This is a genomic window from Spirosoma spitsbergense DSM 19989 (genome assembly GCF_000374085.1).
GTDB classification, from domain to species: Bacteria; Bacteroidota; Bacteroidia; order Cytophagales; family Spirosomataceae; genus Spirosoma; species Spirosoma spitsbergense.
Genome location: NZ_KB893549.1, coordinates 14,288 through 33,815, shown reverse-complemented (window position 1 = coordinate 33,815; position 19,528 = coordinate 14,288). Strand labels below are relative to the sequence as shown.

16 protein-coding genes are annotated in these 19,528 nt (G+C 50.0%); 3 read left to right on the top strand and 13 right to left on the bottom strand.

Annotated elements, in window-relative coordinates:
- Nucleotides 1-3 precede the first annotated feature (3 nt).
- Nucleotides 4-4,632, bottom strand: coding sequence for a chemotaxis protein CheB (locus tag B157_RS0117040; protein WP_245565116.1), 4,629 nt, complete (start codon nt 4,630-4,632; stop codon nt 4-6).
- A gap of 265 nt (nt 4,633-4,897) precedes the next feature.
- On the opposite strand from B157_RS0117040, the gene B157_RS0117035 reads away from it, so the two are divergent.
- A complete protein-coding gene (locus B157_RS0117035; RefSeq protein WP_020604517.1) occupies nt 4,898-5,911 on the top strand; it encodes a chemotaxis protein CheB in 1,014 nt (337 codons plus the stop codon).
- Nucleotides 5,912-5,991: 80 nt separating this feature from the next.
- Here B157_RS0117035 and B157_RS0117030 read toward each other — a convergent pair whose 3' ends face one another.
- The 6 genes from B157_RS0117030 to B157_RS0117010 all read right to left on the bottom strand — a co-directional run bounded on the left by B157_RS0117030 (nt 5,992) and on the right by B157_RS0117010 (nt 14,431).
- Nucleotides 5,992-8,088, bottom strand: coding sequence for a BatA domain-containing protein (locus B157_RS0117030; protein ID WP_020604516.1), 2,097 nt, complete (start codon nt 8,086-8,088; stop codon nt 5,992-5,994).
- Nucleotides 8,089-8,108: 20 nt separating this feature from the next.
- Nucleotides 8,109-8,255 (bottom strand): hypothetical protein, encoded by a 147-nt coding sequence (locus B157_RS38310; RefSeq protein ID WP_157618476.1) that lies wholly within the window; start codon nt 8,253-8,255, stop codon nt 8,109-8,111.
- 35 nt (nt 8,256-8,290) lie between these two features.
- A complete protein-coding gene (locus tag B157_RS0117025; RefSeq protein WP_020604515.1) occupies nt 8,291-8,995 on the bottom strand; it encodes a metallophosphoesterase in 705 nt (234 codons plus the stop codon).
- An 80-nt stretch (nt 8,996-9,075) separates the two neighbouring features.
- Nucleotides 9,076-12,411 (bottom strand): translation initiation factor IF-2, encoded by a 3,336-nt coding sequence (gene infB, locus B157_RS0117020; protein WP_020604514.1) that lies wholly within the window; start codon nt 12,409-12,411, stop codon nt 9,076-9,078.
- Nucleotides 12,412-12,588: 177 nt separating this feature from the next.
- Nucleotides 12,589-13,833, bottom strand: coding sequence for a transcription termination factor NusA (nusA, locus tag B157_RS0117015; protein WP_020604513.1), 1,245 nt, complete (start codon nt 13,831-13,833; stop codon nt 12,589-12,591).
- Between the two features lie 85 nt (nt 13,834-13,918).
- The gene (locus tag B157_RS0117010) at nt 13,919-14,431 is read right to left on the bottom strand and encodes a ribosome maturation factor RimP (protein ID WP_020604512.1); all 513 of its coding nucleotides are present in this window, start codon (nt 14,429-14,431) and stop codon (nt 13,919-13,921) included.
- 196 nt (nt 14,432-14,627) lie between these two features.
- Between B157_RS0117010 and B157_RS0117005 the strand changes: the two genes are divergently transcribed.
- The gene (locus B157_RS0117005; protein WP_020604511.1) at nt 14,628-15,740 is read left to right on the top strand and encodes an endonuclease/exonuclease/phosphatase family protein; all 1,113 of its coding nucleotides are present in this window, start codon (nt 14,628-14,630) and stop codon (nt 15,738-15,740) included.
- Between the two features lie 64 nt (nt 15,741-15,804).
- On the opposite strand, the gene B157_RS0117000 is transcribed toward B157_RS0117005, so the two are convergent.
- From B157_RS0117000 to B157_RS0116980, 5 genes are all read right to left on the bottom strand, one after another.
- The gene (locus tag B157_RS0117000; RefSeq protein ID WP_020604510.1) at nt 15,805-16,215 is read right to left on the bottom strand and encodes a molybdenum cofactor biosynthesis protein MoaE; all 411 of its coding nucleotides are present in this window, start codon (nt 16,213-16,215) and stop codon (nt 15,805-15,807) included.
- Between the two features lie 99 nt (nt 16,216-16,314).
- A complete protein-coding gene (locus B157_RS0116995; RefSeq protein ID WP_425423205.1) occupies nt 16,315-16,632 on the bottom strand; it encodes a MoaD/ThiS family protein in 318 nt (105 codons plus the stop codon).
- Nucleotides 16,633-16,684: 52 nt separating this feature from the next.
- Nucleotides 16,685-16,966 carry a hypothetical protein gene (locus B157_RS0116990; protein WP_020604508.1) on the bottom strand — a complete coding sequence of 94 codons (282 nt, stop codon included), beginning with the start codon at nt 16,964-16,966 and terminating at the stop codon, nt 16,685-16,687.
- A 63-nt stretch (nt 16,967-17,029) separates the two neighbouring features.
- On the bottom strand, nt 17,030-18,028 hold the full coding sequence (locus B157_RS0116985) for a S1C family serine protease (RefSeq protein ID WP_020604507.1): 999 nt from the start codon (nt 18,026-18,028) through the stop codon (nt 17,030-17,032).
- Nucleotides 18,029-18,078: 50 nt separating this feature from the next.
- On the bottom strand, nt 18,079-18,669 hold the full coding sequence (locus B157_RS0116980) for an RNA polymerase sigma factor (RefSeq protein WP_020604506.1): 591 nt from the start codon (nt 18,667-18,669) through the stop codon (nt 18,079-18,081).
- A 142-nt stretch (nt 18,670-18,811) separates the two neighbouring features.
- On the opposite strand from B157_RS0116980, the gene B157_RS39375 reads away from it, so the two are divergent.
- Nucleotides 18,812-19,000: a hypothetical protein gene (locus B157_RS39375; RefSeq protein WP_211225003.1), complete on the top strand. Its 189-nt coding sequence runs from the start codon at nt 18,812-18,814 to the stop codon at nt 18,998-19,000.
- Between the two features lie 185 nt (nt 19,001-19,185).
- On the opposite strand, the gene B157_RS0116970 is transcribed toward B157_RS39375, so the two are convergent.
- Nucleotides 19,186-19,515 (bottom strand): NAD(P)-dependent oxidoreductase, encoded by a 330-nt coding sequence (locus tag B157_RS0116970; RefSeq protein WP_020604504.1) that lies wholly within the window; start codon nt 19,513-19,515, stop codon nt 19,186-19,188.
- Nucleotides 19,516-19,528: the final 13 nt, after the last annotated feature.

Below are 19,528 nucleotides of genomic sequence, written 5' to 3'. Positions count from 1 at the left end.
TGGCTAATCGGAATAATGCCGGGGTAATACTACCTGAAAACGGGTACCTTTCTTTGGTTCACTGTCAACCGATACCCGCCCGCCAAGAAATTCGCACAACTGCCTGACAATAAACAAGCCAATTCCTTCGCCCTGTGTGTCTGCGGCCTTTTTGGGTACCGGCCATAATAGACCCGGCCCCGTATCAGTCACTGTAAACTGCCAATTGTCATCATCCAGTTCCCCCCAGCTTACCGTTACTCCTCCCTTATGAGTGTATTTAAGGGCATTGAGCAGCAAATTCTGGGCAATTCGGCTAATCTTGACGGCATCACCAGCCACAACCAGGGTTTCAGGACTTTCGTGGTTCAGCCACAAACCACGCTCCTCGGCCAGGGGTCGGGCACTGTCTACCAATGCCTCTATCAATTCATTGATATTGACCGAACTAATATTACGTTCCTCCTGCCCGGCCTCCAACCGGGAATAGTCCAGCAGTTCGGTCAGCATCTGGGTGGCCTGCCGTATGTTTCGCTGGAGCATAGCCATCATCTGGTTTCGCTCCTCGTCGGTATCCGCCATATCCAGCATAGAAACAGCTCCCTGAATGATGCCCAGATTACCCCGCAGGTCGTGTGAGGTAGAGCGTAAAAACTCGCCCTGCATCTGCTGCCGAATCTGCTCCAGTACTTCAACCGATTGGCTTGATTGTTCCAGTTCGGTTAGCCAGATTTTCTTATCCTGTTCTGCTTTTTTGAGGGCCGTAATATCCATCCCCGATAACACAACACCGTCATTATGTTTGGTGATGGACATGCCAATCCACTGGTCACGGCCTTCGCGCTGCACCTGCTTTTCGATGTACATTCGCTGGCCACTAAGCAGCACTTTTTCCAGGTTATCAAAAGTCCCATCCTGCCACAAGGCTTCGGCCATGTGTTTCAGGGATAAACCCGGCATTTGGTCAATGGGCTGACGAACCATGGTGGCAAATCGCTGGTTGCAAACCGTCAGTTCAAAATCCATAAGCTCATACTTTTCGTTACGAACGGCCTGCAGCAAACCAATAGCGGCCGACGAGCTATCCAGAACAGCCTGTAAATTGACGGCTGTTTGCTGAATTTCTTCCACCAGCTGCAAACTGCCAATATCCTGGGCAATAGCCAGCACGCTTTTTACCGAACCATCCATATCCAGTTCGGGTACCAGTCGGGAATAGTAATAAACCAGGCCATCCGCCGTTGGAAATGAATTATAATGGTTTTGCAACAGGCCCGTGTCAAAAACCTGCTGTAGCTTGTTCATGTAGGGCAGGGCTATTTCAACAGGCTGGCCCATTTCCTGACTGGTCTTCCCTAACAGCTCATGAACAGGTACACCCCATATTTTCTCGAAGGCCGGGTTAGCATACAACAACCGAAGGTCGGGCGACCAGCGGGTAATAACGTCGGAGGTAGAATCGACAAACAGCTTCAGGTCGTTTTCGTGCTGCTTCAGATTCTCCTGCGCCTTTTCACGACTGCCATCGCTGGCTTGTGTTTGCGATAACACCTGCTGGGCATGTACAACCATGGCATTGATTGAAAACACCTTTTGCATACGCTGCTGGGCACGCAGATCCAATGCCTGAATCAGGGTTTTCTGACTATAAATTTCGGCACACGTACCGATAAATCCACTAAAAACACCAGCCGGTTCGCCTGCCGGGTGAACGAATAGTCTGCTTTCCGAGAATTGGCCACGGCCGTCCGATAAAAATGTAGGACTGGCGTTCATCAGCATCCAGTGGTAATCATCGGGCGGGAAGACTTCGGTCTGAAGGGCATTCTGATGGCGTTTTAGCCGCAACTCCAGTTGAAAGGGTAGCCGTTTTGCCAGGGCACTGGTAAATGTAGCGACGAAGGCCTGCCGGTCGTCGGGATGAATATCCTCCATCCAGCCCCGGTCAATGGTTTCCTCCAGCGAATGCCCCGTATAATCGAGCCAGGCCCGGTTAAAAAAGGTGTATTTCCCGTCGGCATTCGATACCCAGATGAGTACGGGGGCATTATCGACCAGGTCGTGTAGCCAGGCTTCCCGTTCGGCCAGTAGCCGCTGTGCCCGTCGGTGGTCGGTAATATCTTCAAAAGCCAGCAAAATGGCTTCCTCCTGCCTCACAACCCGGCGGGCGTTGACCAGCAGCACTTTTTCGCCAATATTGTCGAAGGTATGTGTTATCTCGAAGGCATCGACCTGAATGTTACGCCGTATCACATCGGTCAGCAACAGTCTCAACTTGGGAATATCCCACTGTCGGTTCCCGATTTCGTAGATAAGCCGCCCTTCCGTTTGTTCTTCATCAACCCGAAAGAGCGTATAGAATGTTTTGTTGGCACTCTTTATTCGCAGGTTATCGTCGAGTACCAGGGTGGCTTCGCGGATGGTAGCGAAAATAATTTCCGAAAACTCGTTGGCTTCCGAGAGCTGATCGTTGCGTACCTGCAATTCCTGATTGATGGTCAGCAGTTCTTCGTTGGTCGATTCAATTTCTTCCTTACTCGTTTCGAGTTCTTCGTTGATACTCTGCAATTCTTCGTTGCTGCTGATTATTTCCTCATTGGCCGATTGCAGTTCTTCATTATTAGCTTCCTGTTCTTCCACAATGGAGCGCATGTCATCACGCAGGGTGGCCAGTTCCGCTTCCAGTTGCTTTATTCGCAAATTCCGCTTTTCTGTCAGATCGACCTCTAACGGCAGCGTAGCTTCAACTTCCTCAAAAAGCACTAAGTATAGCGGATTTTCCGTATCCATGTTGAGTGGCACCACTTCAATAGTTACCTGATGCGCTACCCCTTTAATTTTCACTTCCAGGCCGGACTTACGAACGGGCTGGCCCGACTGACGGGCCTTATGAACCGTATTCCGCAACTCAAAGACCAGCGCGGGCCGGGCCATTTTGAGTAGGTTCAGGCTGGCTTTACCAGGTGAAGGCTCCAGAAACATGCTGGTCGACCCACGAAAGCGCAGGATATCCAGGTCGTTATCGACCACCACGCTGGCGGGTACGTACTGACGGAGCAGTAACTCATCGACTATTTTCTCTAAATCACCCACCAGAAAATCAGTTTTAAGGCCAGCGTTACGTTGTCTGCTATCGGCAGGTGAGCCAGCTTTGACCTTGTTTTCGTCCACTTCCGCAGTCTCCGACCCCGAACGGTCGAACCCAAAACGGGGGCTCATCTCAAACGATGCCCGGCTAACAACGTCATTTTTACGCACATATACCTTATATTTTTTTTCGATCTGAGAAAAGAGTGCTGTCAGGCTACCAATCGTTTCCGATTTCCCCAGCAACAGATAGCCACTGGGGTTAAGGCCGTAGTGAAACATGGCAATGGCTTTGCGCTGGTACACGCTGCCCAGATAGATCAGCAGGTTCCGGCAACTAATTAAGTCGAGCCGAGAAAAGGGGGGGTCTTTCAGGATATTATGCGGGGCAAACACGCATAAATCCCGCACGGCCCGGTTAATGCGGTAATAATCATCCGTTTTGGTAAAAAATCGTTGTAGCCGCCGGGGCGATACGTCCATCACCTCCCCCTTAGTATAGCTTCCCTGCCGGGCTTTGGCCACGGCTGTTTCGCTGAGGTCGGTGGCAAAAATCTGAATAGTAACGCTCGAAGCCTTATCGCCCAGTGCCTCAATCAGCAGCATAGCCAGCGAATACGCTTCCTGCCCGGTTGAGCAGGCGGGTACCCAGATACGGAAGGGTTCGCGCGGGGCTTTTTCTTCAATAATCCGGGGAAACAGGACTTTACTCAGGTACGTCATGGTATCCTGATCGCGGAAGAACGTAGTGACATTGATGAGCAGGTCGCTGTAAAGTTGCGGCATTTCTTCCGGTTGCTGCCGGATATAGGCAATGTACTCTTTCAGGGTCTCCAGTTTGAAGAGCAACATCCGGCGGATAATGCGACGGCGAATGGTAGTGATTTTGTAGTTACTGAAATTAACGCCAACCGCCTTCCTGACCAGTTGAATAATTACTTTTATATCCTCATCGGCTTCGGCTTCCTCGTTGGTTTCAGCCAGTTCTGTTTGTTGAAAAAATTCGGGCTTCCGGCTTATCCGTTCCAGTTCCCGGGCAATTTCGGCAGGCGGTAGAACCCAGTCGACTAAGCCCTCGGCAATGGCGGATTTGGGCATACTCTGAAACCGGGCGGTATCGTTCTGAACAAACGTAACGCCACCAGCCTGTTTGATGGCCCGGAATCCCAGCGTCCCGTCATTGGCCATACCCGATAGGATTACGGCAATCGCAGCTTCCTTCTGGCGGTTAGCCAGCGAGATAAAGAACTGGTCGATTGGCATATGACGGGCGTCTGCCTGGCGGGGTAAAAGCACCAGCACACCATCCATCACTTCCATATCCTGATTGGATGGAATGACATAGACATGATTAGGCTCAATTCGCAACTGGTCTTCGGCTTCCCGAACGGGCATTACGGTAGCCCGGCTCAGGATATGGGTAAGATGGCTGTGGGCATTGGGGTCCAGATGCTGAATATAGACGTAGGCCATGTTCGTAACGGGCGACAGGTTTTCCAGCAATTCCAACATAGATTCCATCCCTCCTGCCGATGCCCCAATGGCAACGACAGGTATGACAGGCAATTCATTTTCAGTTGATTCAGTCTGTTCAGACGTATGTTTTCCCTTTGCCATTCCAAAATTTTACCGAACGAACGGGCAGTATATCAGTTACTGTTAAGAACCTCCGAAGATAGAATTAGTTAATTAAAATTGTACGTAATCACGTATTTACGAACAACACAACTTCATATAAAAGTAAACTAATTATTTCTCTCTTTATTCCACCTTCTCACTGGAGAAAGATATAGTTTTACTCAGTCAACTGCATTCGTAGAAAATCAATAGGATGGCAAAACGTAATATTATCGTTATTGGTGCTTCTGCGGGAGGTGTGTATGCGCTGCAAGAGTTAGCAAAATCGCTCCCGCCAGATTTCGACGCAACAATTTTTCTGGTGGTTCACATATCCCCGCATTCGCCGAGTTACCTCCCCGAAATTCTGAACCACGCGGGGCCACTTAAAGCGGTTCATCCTAAAGATGGGGAGCTTATTCAGTCGGGCAGGATTTATATAGCCCCTCCCGATCACCACCTGCTGATTGAATACGACCAGGTCATTGTAAAAAAAGGGCCTAAGGAAAACCGGTTTCGGCCATCTATCGATGCCCTGTTCCGGTCGGCAGCGTATACCTACGGCCCCCGGGTTATTGGCATTGTGCTGACCGGCATGCTCGATGATGGAACATCGGGCATGTGGTCTGTAAAGCGATTGGGCGGCATCTGCGTCGTTCAGGAGCCGGAAGAGGCTATGTATGCCAGTATGCCCAATCACGTAATGGAATATGTAGCGGTAGATTTTGTTGTTCCTATGGCCAAAATGGCTATGCTGTTGAGCGATCTGATTACGGAGTTGGTACCCGACAAACCAAACCTGGTGCCGGAGGAGTTGAAGCAATTAGAAACCGAAGTAAACATTGCCGCACAGGACAACGCTTTCGATATGGGTATATTAGACATGGGTGAACTAACTCCCCTTACCTGCCCCGAGTGTAATGGTGTACTGGTCAATATTAAGGAAGGCAAGCTCATCCGCTACCGGTGCCATACCGGTCATGCCTATACGGCCAGTTCGCTGCTGGCCGAAACGACCAAAGTGGTGGAAGAATCGTTCTGGAAAGGCATTCGTGCGCTGGAAGAAACGGTTATTTTGCTGGATCAGTCGAGCAAACATTTTGAAGAAGGCGACAACAAGGCTGCGGCTGAAAAGTTTGCCCAGAAATCCCGCGAAGCGAAGGAGCAGGCACGGCAGGCACATTCGTTCGTATTCAGGCAGGAGCAGTGGAGCGAAAACAGTCGGTAAGTGAGCAGCAGAAGTCGTAAGTGGCTGACGCATCGTATTTATTTTGCGTCAGCCACTTACGACGATTATGACTTCCACGCTCAACTTTTCATGAACCGCACCAGGCCAACTTCCAGCAGCAAAAAGGCCAGAGCGGCCAGCAGAAAATACTTCCACAGACTTTTTCCCAGATTCTGCTCTTCCAGTACCTGCACAAAATCACCATCCTGAATACTGTCGAACACCTCAACGCCGGGCTGATTGGCAAAGATTCGGCGCAGTTCATCGGCCGAGTAATAATCCATGGCCGATTCCTGATTACCGTGGTTGAACGCCAGTAGCTGTTCAGTTTTCCCCGCACTGTTTTGCAGGGCGTAGTAGCCCGCTTCAATTTCCTGACCCACTGCCAGTTCGTTGCTTTTGGGCATTTCGAGCAGTAGCTGGTTGCCTACCACGCGCTGTACCGGAATAATTTCCAGTTTATCCCGCTTCAACTTATACACCGACCGTTCGGATGGATTGCTCACCGGAATCGTAATCAGGTTATCGTCGAAGGAGTAGGCTGTTTGTTGCGCCCGAACGCTGGCAGCAGCCATCTTGTACATGACGGGTACAAACAGGGCGTGTTCGGCCAGATTACCATACGCCGTTGATAACGGACTGGCCATCATGTAAACGTTTCCCGCCGATTTCCCTCCCCCTTTCGACTGGGTCAGCAACGGACTGCCATCACGCAGCGTCAGCAAACGCGCCCCCGCACTCCACCGCCAAACGGGCGATTCTGACGGCAAATTCAGTGGTTCTGACTGGTAACCCTGCTGAAACACATCCCGGAAAAACGGATTTCTCTTATCGGGTTCAGCCAGAGGTATCGGGCTTGGGGTACTACCCGGTGTGGACGTAATCTGAATGCTTCCAACGCCTAGTGTACGCAGGAAAGGACCGTACGAACCAGCATCGGGATTAGCAGGCGGAATGATGGCCAGACTTCCCCCCTGCCGCACAAAGTTTTCCAGCTCCGTGCGGAGGGTGCCGTTTACCCCGGTAACGCCTTCCAGCACCACCAGGTCCGTTTCTTTCAATTGACCAACATCGAAGTTCTGAGCATTGAAACTTCGCCGGACAAACAGGCTATCGTTTGAATAAACAGCGTCAATATACCCCAGGGCACCGTTGGATGGGCTGGCTTTCTGGTCGTACAGATGAACGATCCGAACAGCCGGTGATGCTTCAATAACGAAAAAATACTGATTATCGAACGTAATCGGGAAATCTTCAAAAACAATCCGCCCCCGGTGGTAGCCTTTCGAAATAACATTGAAATTAAGCGAAACCGTCGACGAACCGCCCGGAGCCAGTACGGCCGAAGCCGTTGATGTTTGGGTATCATCCAGATACAACCGGATCGGTAAATTTTTAACGGCTTCCTTCCCGGCATTGGTCAGTTTTACATTCAGGCTGTTATTCTGCATTTCCCGAATAAAGGGCGTACTGAGCCAAACCGAATCGACATAAATATTTTTGGTAGACTGGGCATCCAGCGGAACAATAAAGAGCTGATCGGTCGTATCAATTTTCAGCCGGGACAGATCACCAGCGGTACTTTTCTGGAAATCGGAGAACCAGAACAGCTGGTTGCGGCCACCCGGATTCAGCGAACTGAGCAGATTACGCTGCCGCCGGTAAACCGTTTCGAGCGTGCGGGGCGTATGAGCAAAGCGGATAGACGCTACCCGGTCGCGAACCAGTTCGGCGGTGCCAGCCTGTTGCTCGGCCGCCGAAAAATCGTTGGTTAGTAGTTGAAGCGATGTCGCGTTGCGAAACAACGTCAGTAATTCATCCAGCTTACTGATGGCAATATCCAGATAACGTTTTGCATTGCGCTCGTTCTGCATACTATACGAGTTATCGACGTATAAGCTCGTAACACCCTGACGGGATAACCCCAGTTTATTTTTGCTGGGAATGAAGGGCTGGGCAAAAGCCAGCACCAGACAGGCTAGAAAAAGGCAGCGGCACGCCAGTATAAGCCAGTGCTTCAACCGTCGAAATGACTTGGTTTCAGTCTGAACGTTGCGGAGCAGGGCCACATTGGTAAAAAACACGCGCCGTGTTCGCCGGAAATTAAACAGGTGAATGGCAACCGGAACCGAAACGGCCATCAGGCCAAACAGGAAGGAAGGATACAGGAAATTCATTCAGAATCAGGAAGAGTCATTTAATAGTCCTTGATGGCCATTTGCTGTGCGTCATTGATGGTCAGGTATTGCTGCAACGAATGAACACTAATGACGCAAAGCAAATGACCATTAATGACAACGTAATGAATAACACAAAGTAAATGACCGTTAAATGACAACTGCATAAGTAACGACCCGGCACAGGCCTTTCGTGCCGAAGTTAGTCAGGGATTGTGATTTCGTAAAATGCTGTTTTCGTTTGTAGTACATCCGTGTAGGTTATCGAGCCGGATTTACCCTGAATCGTAGCAAAATCATCAACGGGTGTATGCCCGACAATCTGCTGAAACCCCGCCAGGTAGTCTTTTTTGGTTTCGGACCGGTCGGCCCAAACGGGTCCGCTATAGGCATCGTAACCACCCCGTTTGGGTCCCACTTCAAACAGCAGGTTCCTTACCTGGAGTGGTTGCCGGTGTATATCGTTCAAAAATCCGGCCAGATCATAGTCGGGCTGTACAGCAGCCGCGTGCTTACCGGTCTTTATCTGCGCATGCGCCAGCCACTGGTTGGTAACGCCCGCGTGGGTGAACACATACGCTCCCTGCTGGTAAGCCACCTGAAACAGGCTGTCATGTTTGGCAAACAGATTACTCAACGACGGTTGCGCCCACGACCTGAAGCCCGAACACCGGTAGTGCGGGAAGTGCATGTACTGCGCATCATGGTTACCTATCAGCAGCACAAACTTTTTCGGACTCTTCCGTTTCAACTGAATAATGTCGTGCAGGTTGGTATAGATCGTCTCATCGTCTACTACGTAGCTGTCGGTGTAATCGCCAAGAAAGATAACTTTGTCGTACGGGGTCAGGTCGGCTTCCCGCCACACGGTTCTACCGTGGAGGTCACTAATAGTGAGGATATTCATACGCATTTTCTGTTCAGTAAGATACAAAAAAAGCCCCAACCACTTCTGGTTGGGGCAACATAATTAGTAGTATAATCAGCTTATAGGGTCCGTTTTACTTCTTTCAATTCGAAGCTTTCGATTACGTCACCCACTTCGATATCATTGAAGTTTCTGATACTCAAGCCACATTCGTAGCCGAACTTCACTTCGCTCACATCTTCCTTAAAGCGTTTCAAGGCGCTAATCTCACCCGTATGCACCACAATAAAGTCACGAATGATACGGATTTTATTGTTTCGTTTGATATTACCTTCTGTCACGTAGCAACCAGCCACTGTACCAACCTTACTGATCTTGAACACATCACGCACCTCGATATTACCCACGATTATTTCCTCTACCGAAGGAGCAAGCAGGCCTTCCATGGCATCCCGAACTTCATTGATAGCGTCGTAAATAATCGAGTAAAGGCGTATTTCGATCTGCTCCTGATCGGCCAACCGGCGGGCACTGGATGATGGCCGAACCTGGAAGCCTACAATCACGGCGTCCGATGCCGACGCCAGCAGTACATCCGATTCGGAAATCTGACCAACGGCTTTGTGAATGATATTCACCTGAACTTCTTCCGTCGACAGTTGCAGTAACGAGTCGGATAAGGCTTCGACCGAACCATCCACGTCACCTTTCACAATAACATTCAGCTCTTTGAATGTACCGATAGCCTTCCGGCGACCAATTTCTTCTAGTGTGATGTGCTTGCGGGTACGCAGGGTCTGTTCGCGCAGTAGCTGTTCGCGTTTGTTCGCAATTTCGCGGGCCTCACGATCCGTTTCCATCACGTTGAACTTGTCGCCCGCCTGCGGTGCTCCCGGTAAACCAAGGATCTGAACGGGTGTCGATGGTCCCGCTTCTTTTATGCGTTCCCCCCGATCATCCGTCATAGCCCGGATACGACCGTAGTGCGCACCAACCAGCATAATGTCTCCCTGCATCAGGGTACCATTTTCCACCAGTACGGTCGACACGTAACCCCGGCCTTTATCCAGCGAGGCTTCAATGACTGTACCCAATGCACGACGCTCTGGATTCGCTTTCAGTTCGAGCAGTTCGGCTTCAAGCAGTACCTTTTCCAGCAATTCGTCCACACCCATACCAGACTTGGACGATATTTCCTGCGCCTGATATTTACCGCCCCATTCTTCAACGAGGAGATTCATGGTGGCCAGTTCATTCCGTATTTTTTCCGTATCAGCACCCGGCTTGTCTACTTTTGAGAAAGCGAATACGATGGGGACACCCGCCACCTGGGCGTGGTTGATAGCCTCACGGGTCTGCGGCATGACACTATCGTCGGCCGCAATCACGATGATAACGACGTCCGTTACCTTGGCACCCCGTGCCCGCATAGCCGTAAAGGCTTCGTGACCCGGCGTATCCAGGAAAGTAATCATCCGGTTATCGGTGGTTTTCACACTGTAAGCACCAATGTGCTGGGTGATACCACCGGCTTCACCGGCCGCCACTTTGGCCCGGCGAATGTAGTCGAGCAACGATGTTTTACCGTGGTCAACGTGACCCATGATAGTTACAATCGGTGCACGGGGCTGTAGATCTTCCGGATCGTCGTCTTCTACGTCAATACCCGCTTCGGTTTCGTCCTCTGCCGATATAAACTGAACATCATAGCCAAATTCATCGGCAATCACGGTTATTGCTTCGGCATCGAGACGCTGGTTGATCGAAACGAACATACCCAGATTGAGACAGACCGAAATCACCTCATTGATATTTGCGTCCATCAGCGAAGCCAGGTCGTTGGCCGATACGAACTCGGTAACTTTCAGGATTTTAGCCTCCAGTTCCTCCTGTTCATTCATTAACCGGCGATCTTCCTCCCGCTGGCTCCGACGATCGCGCCGACGGTCGGCACCCCGGTTGGGCGTATTACCCTGCATCCGGGCATTGGTCTGCTGGATAGCTTTCCGAACATCGGCCTGCGTTGGTGCTTCACGACGACCGCCCGTACCCCGGTTGGCCGTATTGCCTCCCCGATCACGACCGCCACCTGTTCTATTACCACCACCACCTGGCCGGTTACCGGCGTTGTTGCCAGTTTGTCCACCCCGGTTAGCAGTTCCGCTACCCTGTCCACCAGTAGTACCAGTACCAGTGCCAGTACGGTTGGCAGGTGTGGCGGTACGATCTCCTTCGCGGGCATTACCCGGAGCACGGGTACCTCCCGCCTGACTGCGATCTCCCGCTGGACGGTCACCCGGAGCCCGGTTGACCGGTCCACGATCACCCTCTCTCGGTGGCCGGTCCGGACGGTTGCCCTGTCCTGACTGACCACCCGGCTGAGCGGTACTACCACCAAGAGCACCTTCGCGTCCACCGCGAATACGCTTGCGTTTTTTCTTATCAGCATTGCTGCCACCACCCTGACGGGGATTGTTGACAGGCAATTCTATTTTGCCAAGAATTTTCAGGCCACCTAACTGATGGCTACCTGCTGCCCGAATGGTTTCGGTTGGCGCCTTGACCTCATCATTATCCGTCGTTTCCCCTTCCGCCTTTTTAGGCTGAGGAGTTTTCGGCTTGACGGTAGTGACTGGCTTACCAACCTCCGTACGACCTGATGGCTTTTGACCAACGGCTTTTACCGGCTCAGCCTGCGGTTGTGAAGCAACCACCTCTGGAAGAGTCGGAGCTACGGCAGGCGCAACTGACTCCTTAGGGGTTTCGGTCACCACAGGAGCAGGAGCAGGAGCAACAGCAACAGCGACCTTGGGCGTTTCTGCCTGAACGGGCGCAGTTTTAGCTTCAACGGGTTGAGCAGGAACGGGCTTTGGTACCTCCTTTTCGGGCTGAACCATAACCGGCTGCGCTACCTCCGGAGTCGGCTTTGGTACGCTGGTTGTCTGGACTGGATTATCCAGTGGCCTGGTAGCTTCTGGTTTGGGCTCTGGTTTAACTTCCTGCGGGGGCGTAACTCTAGCCTGGGGCATAGTTTTAGCCTGTGGCACAGAAGGTTTGGCATTCAAGTCGATTTTGCCTATTACCGTCAAGCCTGGCAAACCGGTCTGGGCGGTTTGTGGAGCTGGTTTAGCCTGCACCGGATCAACTTTCGGTATATCGACCGGGGTGGGTTCCGGCTTATTTTCGGTAGTTGGACGTCCGGCATCATCACGACGGTACAAAACGACATCCTCCTCCTGAGGACGCGGTGACTCAGCAACCGCTACCGATGGTTCGGTCCGGCGAGTTCCGTTCAGGAGTTCCATTGCTTTATACTCCTTCGCTAACACCTCCAACTGTTCTGTGTTGATTTTGGTGTTAGGATTACTATCGACTTTAAACCCTTTGGCAGACAGACGTTCTACAACACGGGCGGCTGCCTGGTTGAGAATTTTTGCCACTTGGCTTAGGCGCATTGACTTTTCTTCTGCCATACTTCGGTTTATATTCGGCAAATTTACTAGTTATTGGTATGGTATGAACACCAGTTTGGGCAATAAAAATCCCTCACTTTAGTAATGAAGCGTGAAGAATGCAAAATGTAGAATAAATTCGGGAATGTCAATTCTACATTCTTCACTTCTTCCTGATCTCTATTCAAATTCCTGTTTCAGGATCGTCAGAATTTCTTCTACGGTATCTTCTTCCAGATCGGTCCGACGAACAAGCTCCTCCTTGCTACAGGCCAGTACGCTTTTGGCAGTATCGAGCCCTACTTTGCGGAGTTCATTGATCATCCAACCGTCAATTTCGTCGGAGAATTCCATCAGGTCAACGTCTTCATCATCTTCCTGACCTTCATTATCCCGGAACACGTCGATTTCCATATCTACTAATCGACCAGCCAGTTTTATATTTTGGCCTCCTTTACCGATAGCCAGCGAAACCTGATCGGGCTTCAGAAAAACCGATACCCGTTTGGTGTCCCGATCAATCGTCATCGTGCTGATTTTAGCCGGGCTGAGGGCACGGCTAATGAGCAGTTCAAGATTTTCGGTGTAGTTGATTACGTCGATATTCTCATTGCCCAACTCACGCACGATGCCATGAATACGCGAGCCTTTCATGCCAACACACGCTCCTACAGGGTCGATGCGGTCATCGTACGACTCAACGGCAACTTTTGCCCGTTCGCCCGGTTCCCGAACAATTTTGCGGATCGAAATCAATCCGTCGTAAATTTCGGGCACCTCAATCTCGAACAGACGCTCTAAAAATATCGGCGACGTACGCGACAGAACAATTTTAGGCGTGCCATTGATCATTTCAACCCGACTAATCACGGCCTTCACGGCCTCGCCCTTGCGGTAGCGATCTTTCGGAATTTGTTCCGTACGGGGCAGACTCAATTCGTTGTTCTCTGAATCGACCAGAATAATTTCGTGTTTCAGTAACTGGTATACTTCAGCACCAATCAAATCGCCGACCTGATCTTTGTATTTTTGATAAAGGAGTTCTTTCTCCATGTCCTTTATCTTCTGGATGAGCGTCTGCCGGGCTGTTTGAACAACACGACGGCCAAAATCTTCCAGCTTCACTTCTTCGGCAACCTGTTCGCCCACCTCGAAGTCATCCTGAATTTTCCGGGCTTCTACGAGGGGAATTTTGTCATAATCCCAAATATCTTCCGAATTATCGTCGACGATTTCGCGGGTCCGCCACATTTCCAGATCGCCACTTTCCGCATTGATAATCACATCGAAGTTTTCGTCGGTGCCGTATTTTTTACGAATCATTGTCCGGAATACTTCTTCCAGAATAGCAATCATGGTGGGCCGGTCAATATTTTTGGACCGGGCAAAATCAGCAAACGATTCGATTAATAGTCCACTGGTCATTTTTGTTAGTTGATTAGTCGGTCAGTCGGTCAGTTGATACATGCATCAGCTATTACTAACCGACTAATCAACTGGTTGACTAACTTTATTTGAATGATATTTCTACTGTTGCTTTTTTGATTTGCTCAAACGGAATTGGTGTTGGGCCGGTCGGCACCGATTCTATCGTTAAATCAGTTTCTTTTTTCTTTTTACTCTTTCCTTTTTTTTCCGGCTCAATGTTCAGGATAATCTGCTCGTCGGACGCCGACTCCAGTACACCTTTCCGGGTTGTTCCATCATCTAGCGTAACGACTAACTGCCGACCCAGATTCCGAACGAACTGCCGGGGGAATGTCAGTGGAAAATCGACTCCAGGCGACGACACTTCGAGCGTAAACGGAGATTCTCCGAAGAAATTCAACTCATCCATCTCCCCACCCAGCTTTCGGCTAACCTGAGCGCATTCGTCAATGGTAATACCCATGTCACTATCCAGCAACGCGGTTACTTTAATGTGCCCTCCCTGGCGACCGGCAACCTGAACAGCAACTATGTAGAGTTGGCCGTCGTTGAGGTATGGCTGAATTAATTCGGTTAGTTTGGCTTTGTCGTCCATAAGGTAAGGCTAACAAAAAAGGGAGTGCGACTCCCTTTTTTGATCAATGCCATATGGTTTTTGTGCCACAAAGATAATACGTTTCCGTGTGCATAACAAGCCCCAACTTTAGCGCAATTGCACGCATACAAGCCATTTTCCCTTATTTTGGCCCTTGAAAGGAATATCGGTTTCGCTTAAAAGCGTTAAAACAACGATGAGAATACCTGTTGGGAAATTTATTGCCTTCTTTTTTCGGTCATTACTATGGTCGCTCAACCTACTGCTGGCAGCCTATACCTGTCTGGCTTACTGGCTGCTTTATAGTCTACAAATCGAGCATTGGTCGGCCGGGATGATTATGATCACGATACCGGTCGTTTGGGTGCTGAACGTAGTGGTCATTTGTTTATGGCTTACCAGCCGTCCCTGGCGCAGCTGGCTGTCTGGCCTGCTCGTGATAGCGGGTATTTTGCTGTTTGGTTCCCGAACTTTTTCCTGGCATGGTTCCGATACACAGGCAGGCACTGGCCTTCCCCTAAAAGTATTCAGCTATAATGTGCATTCATTTGGCGAAATGGATTTATCGGGAAGCAGGCAAAGTTCACCGACTGTTCGGCGCATACTCAACTATGTACTTCGGTACGATGCCCCCATCAAATGTTTTCAGGAATTCTATACGTCAACAAAGAACCCGGACTATGATGTGGTTGAGCGGTTTAAAAAAGCCGGTTACGCGTACTCGGCTCTTTTATATCCGGAAATGGCTCATGTACCGGATGGCGACATTGGCGTAGCCATATTTTCTACTTACCCCATCATTGATTCCGGTCGGGAAGTGTTCGAAACGCACAATGGCCTCGTTTGGGCTACGGTCACGGTAGGTACGGACACCATCAAGATTATCAATGTGCATTTACACTCCATGGGCATTCGCGTGGGCAGGGTGCTGAATCAGAAACAAATGAAGGGGGTTCAGCACGAAACAAGGGGTGTTTTAAGTGCGCTGCGCATCGGTTTTATCAAGCGAAACGAACAGGTTCGTAAGCTGGAAGCATACATTCACCAAAGCCCCTACCCGGTCATCGTTACGGGCGATCATAATGATACACCATATGGAGTGGTGTATGAGCGGTTACGCCGGACGTTGCCCAATAGCTTCGAAGAGGCAGGACACGGTTTTGGTTTTACCTATAATCGCCTGCCGGGGTTTATCCGCATCGATCATCAGTTTCACAGTACTGAACTCCCCGTGGCAAACTTCGAAACGATTAACCACGTCGACTATTCCGACCACTATCCAATCGTGGGAACGTATCTGGTAAAGTAACAGGAGCGGGAAGTGAGGACGAAAGTATTGGTTTCGCCCTCACTTCCCGCTCCTGTTACCTCGTTCAGGGATGGGCGTTTACCCATTCTTCCCCACTAGTGAATACTTCTTTTTTCCAGATGGGCACTGTCTTTTTAATCGTGTCAATGATGTAGCGACAGGCGTCAAAGGCGTCGGCACGGTGCGCTGTGGCAACCCCAATCAGCACGGCCATTTCGCCAATCTGCAACGTGCCCTTGCGATGAATAATGGCGTAACGCAGTATGGGCCACTGCCGTTGGGCCTCATCCGCAATCTTCTGCATTTCGGAAATAGCCATGCGGTCGTAGGCTTCATATTCCAGCCGGTCAACCGGTCGTTCCTGCGTGTTATCACGAACAACGCCAAGAAACAGATCGATAGCTCCTGCCTGATCTGATTGTAGATAGTTCAGCGCGGTTGATACATCAATGGGTTCGCTAGTGAGGGTAACCATAACAGGGATTCTACAGGTAATGCGTGATGCGTTAATAAATCAGTACGTCGGTAACTCAATTCGTTGGCTGGACCATGAACTACGAATCAACTCATTTCACTACCCTCCGCTAACGGGTGGAATAAGGGCAATTTCGTCGGTAGGACTGAGTACCTGATCGGTTTCGGCATACTCGCCATTGACGGCGATGAGCAAGGATCGAATGCCCGTTAAAGCGGGAAATTGCTGATGTAGTTGTTCCAGTAAATCCGCAACGCTGGCGTTTTCCTGTAAAGAAACCGAAACTGCAGACTGACCCGTTAAATCACGGGTGATACCAAAAAGGAGTACCGAAATAGATGAATCCATGCGAAAAGACAGGCAGTGGTATGTACCACTAACGCAATTCTGGCTAACCGAAGTTCGCTCTTTTTTCATAAAGCATGAAGAAGGGTACCCCTTGTCAGGCGTACCCTTCTTCATGCCAGCATCAATTCGAGTTATTTATCTTTCGCTCGGCCTTCTTCAGTTTACGATCCGTTTTGTCGAGGGCTTTATTGGTCCCCTCCTTAACATCCTGCTTCGTGTTTTTAGCCGCTGTCGAAATTTTGTCCCCTGCCTTATTGGTTTCGCGACTTACTTTTCTACCAGCCGCTTTAGTCGTTTCTTTAGTTTGGTGACCTACCTCTTTCATTTTCTCTTTGGTATCCTGAGCAGATACAGCGAGGACGGAAAAAACCAGCGCAGCGGCCAGTACCATAGTCTTTTTCATTGTTGTCGAGTTTATATGTTTACCCAACAACAGCGGATTGAATCAATTGTTTATCGCTATACGCTACTCTTTATGCTTAAAGACTTTTACCTGGTACACGTAATCCTGCATCCGCTTAATTTGCTGTTTGCGGGACAAATTCGCCAGAGCACTTTTTCGGTTGATCCGCAATGGCAGCCCCTTCAGCGCTTCGGCAGGAATGGCATTAATGGCATCGAGCAGGTAATTGGTTTTAATGGCAAAGCTCACTCCCTCCAGGGTTGTTTGCTTACCGCTTATAATGCCAATAACATTTCCTCCCTCATCCAGAAGCGGACCGCCCGAATTACCCGGATTAACGCCGACAGCAACCTGATAGGCTGTTGAATCGCCCCGATAACCCGTACCGGAACTAAGATATCCCTCCCCGTAAACTATCTCTTCGCGCGGGAATCCGAGCGTATATACGCGCTCGCCAAGATCGGACGGACGGGCATTGAATCCGTAGGGAACCGACGGCATCGGCCTGAAGGCACTGTCGTCGCAAAGTTGCAGAAAAGCCAGATCGTGGGCCTGATCGTTATAAACAACCCGGGCCTTGTATACTTCCCCTTTGGTACTTTGTACGTATACCGAATCGGCCCCAAGAACGATGTGGTTGTTGGTAACGAAGTACCCATCGCTGGTAAGCATAAACCCGGAACCCGATACCTGGGCAGGGTTAACGCTCAATGCACGACCCCGGCCATTCAGGTCGCTCAACAGTTTGCGTTGAGAATACTTGACCGCCTGAATTTCTTTGCTTAGCAACCGATACTGCTGCTCCTGCTGATGGCTTTGCTGGTAGGACCGATAGAGAAAGATAGAGCCAAACGTAGTGATGATAGCCGCCGACGCAGCTACCGCCAGCGTAGTGCGATACGTTCTCCACAGAGCGCGAATCTGACCCGACTGCTCCGTTTCGACCGGGTAGGCGCTTACGTCGGCACTGGCCTGTATCCGGGCCAGTCGCTGTTTAAACTGAATACGTTCGCTGTACGTGCGAAGCGCATTTTCTATATCTTTTTCCTCGTCCATGTTCATCGCTAATCAGGGAGTGATTCTGCCGGAGCAGGGTACTGAATCTGGTCAAATCAATCCTGTTTGTACTCCGAAAAGAACAGTCTTTTCAGGCGCATCAGGCACTTATACTTCTGCGTTTTGGCGTTATCTGTGTTCGTGTAACCAAACTTTTCGGTTATGTCCTGCATACTCAAATGCTGAACATAGAAATCGTCCAGTAACGTCCGGCAAGGCTCACCCAGTCGGTTTAACGAGTCGGCCATCAGGTCAAACTGACGATCCCGTTCTTCATGTTCGGCTAAATCATCGCTGATCTGACCGTTAACGAACTCATCCGAAACGGGCGTTTCAACATCGCGCACCATAAACCGGCTCCGTTGAGCCAGTTGCTTCAGCCAAAGCCGTCTGCCTATTGAATACAGATAGGTTTTCAGCTGGCAATGTAATTCGAGCGACCCACTTCTAACCTTCTCATACAACACAATCAACACCTCCTGATAGATATCCTTGGCGTCGTCTTCACTACCACTGTTGCTGGTTACGAAGTAGAGCACCATCGGAAAATACCGTTGGTATAAGTGCGTCAATGCATCGTCAGAGCCATCGGCCAACCCCATCAGCAACTCTTCGTCAGTTAATACGGGCAGCCTGCTTTCCTTCATTGAGTTGATTCATTACTTAATACGAAATGACAGAAGATGTAACCCAAAAAAAATAAATAAAAATGTTGGGTTACCTTTTTCCCTATCGAGTATTAACGTTGACATTAATCAGTTTCACTTAAACAAAAACATCCCCAAATTTATGAAAGCAATCACGAAATCTGCCTTCTTTTTCATGGCTATGATCGCCCTGGCCACTTCTTGCAGCTCGAAGAAAACCGAAACCACTGAGACCACCACGATGATGACGGATTCGTCTTCAATGATGGCTACGGACTCAACGATGGCTACTGATTCTTCTGCAATGATGATGTCCGATAGCGCGAAGTAATTTTTGCTAAGGCACAACTGCCGGTAATATTACCGACAACGCTATAAACGTTTTAAGCCTCCTGATAATTCAGGGGGCTTTCCGTTTTTTAGGCCAGGCATTGGCAAATACGACTGTTTTATCAGCACGCTTAGTAGGGTTCAGGCCAATGGGCAGACAATAAAAGGCGTAAGAAAAGTAAGTCCTTAATTAACCACATTGGTTGGATACCCCTTCAGAAAGGCAGTCAGGTTTTCTACCGTCATAGCCATCAACCGCTTGCTGGCCTCCCGGGTAGGCCAGGCAATGTGCGGGGTAATCAGGTAATTTTCAGCCGTAAAAAGTGGATTGTCGGCAGCAGGGGGCTCAGCAGATAAGACATTGATGCCGGTGCCGGCAATAGCACCGTTGTTTAGCGCATCGGCTTCGGTCCAGGACACTTTGTTGGTGAAGACAGCATCAGCATCCTTCGCCCGTTCCACAACGTTGTCGGCCGGTGTACGAACGGACACCGTTACCTTTCCCAATGCCTCCATCCCTTCCCAGGAG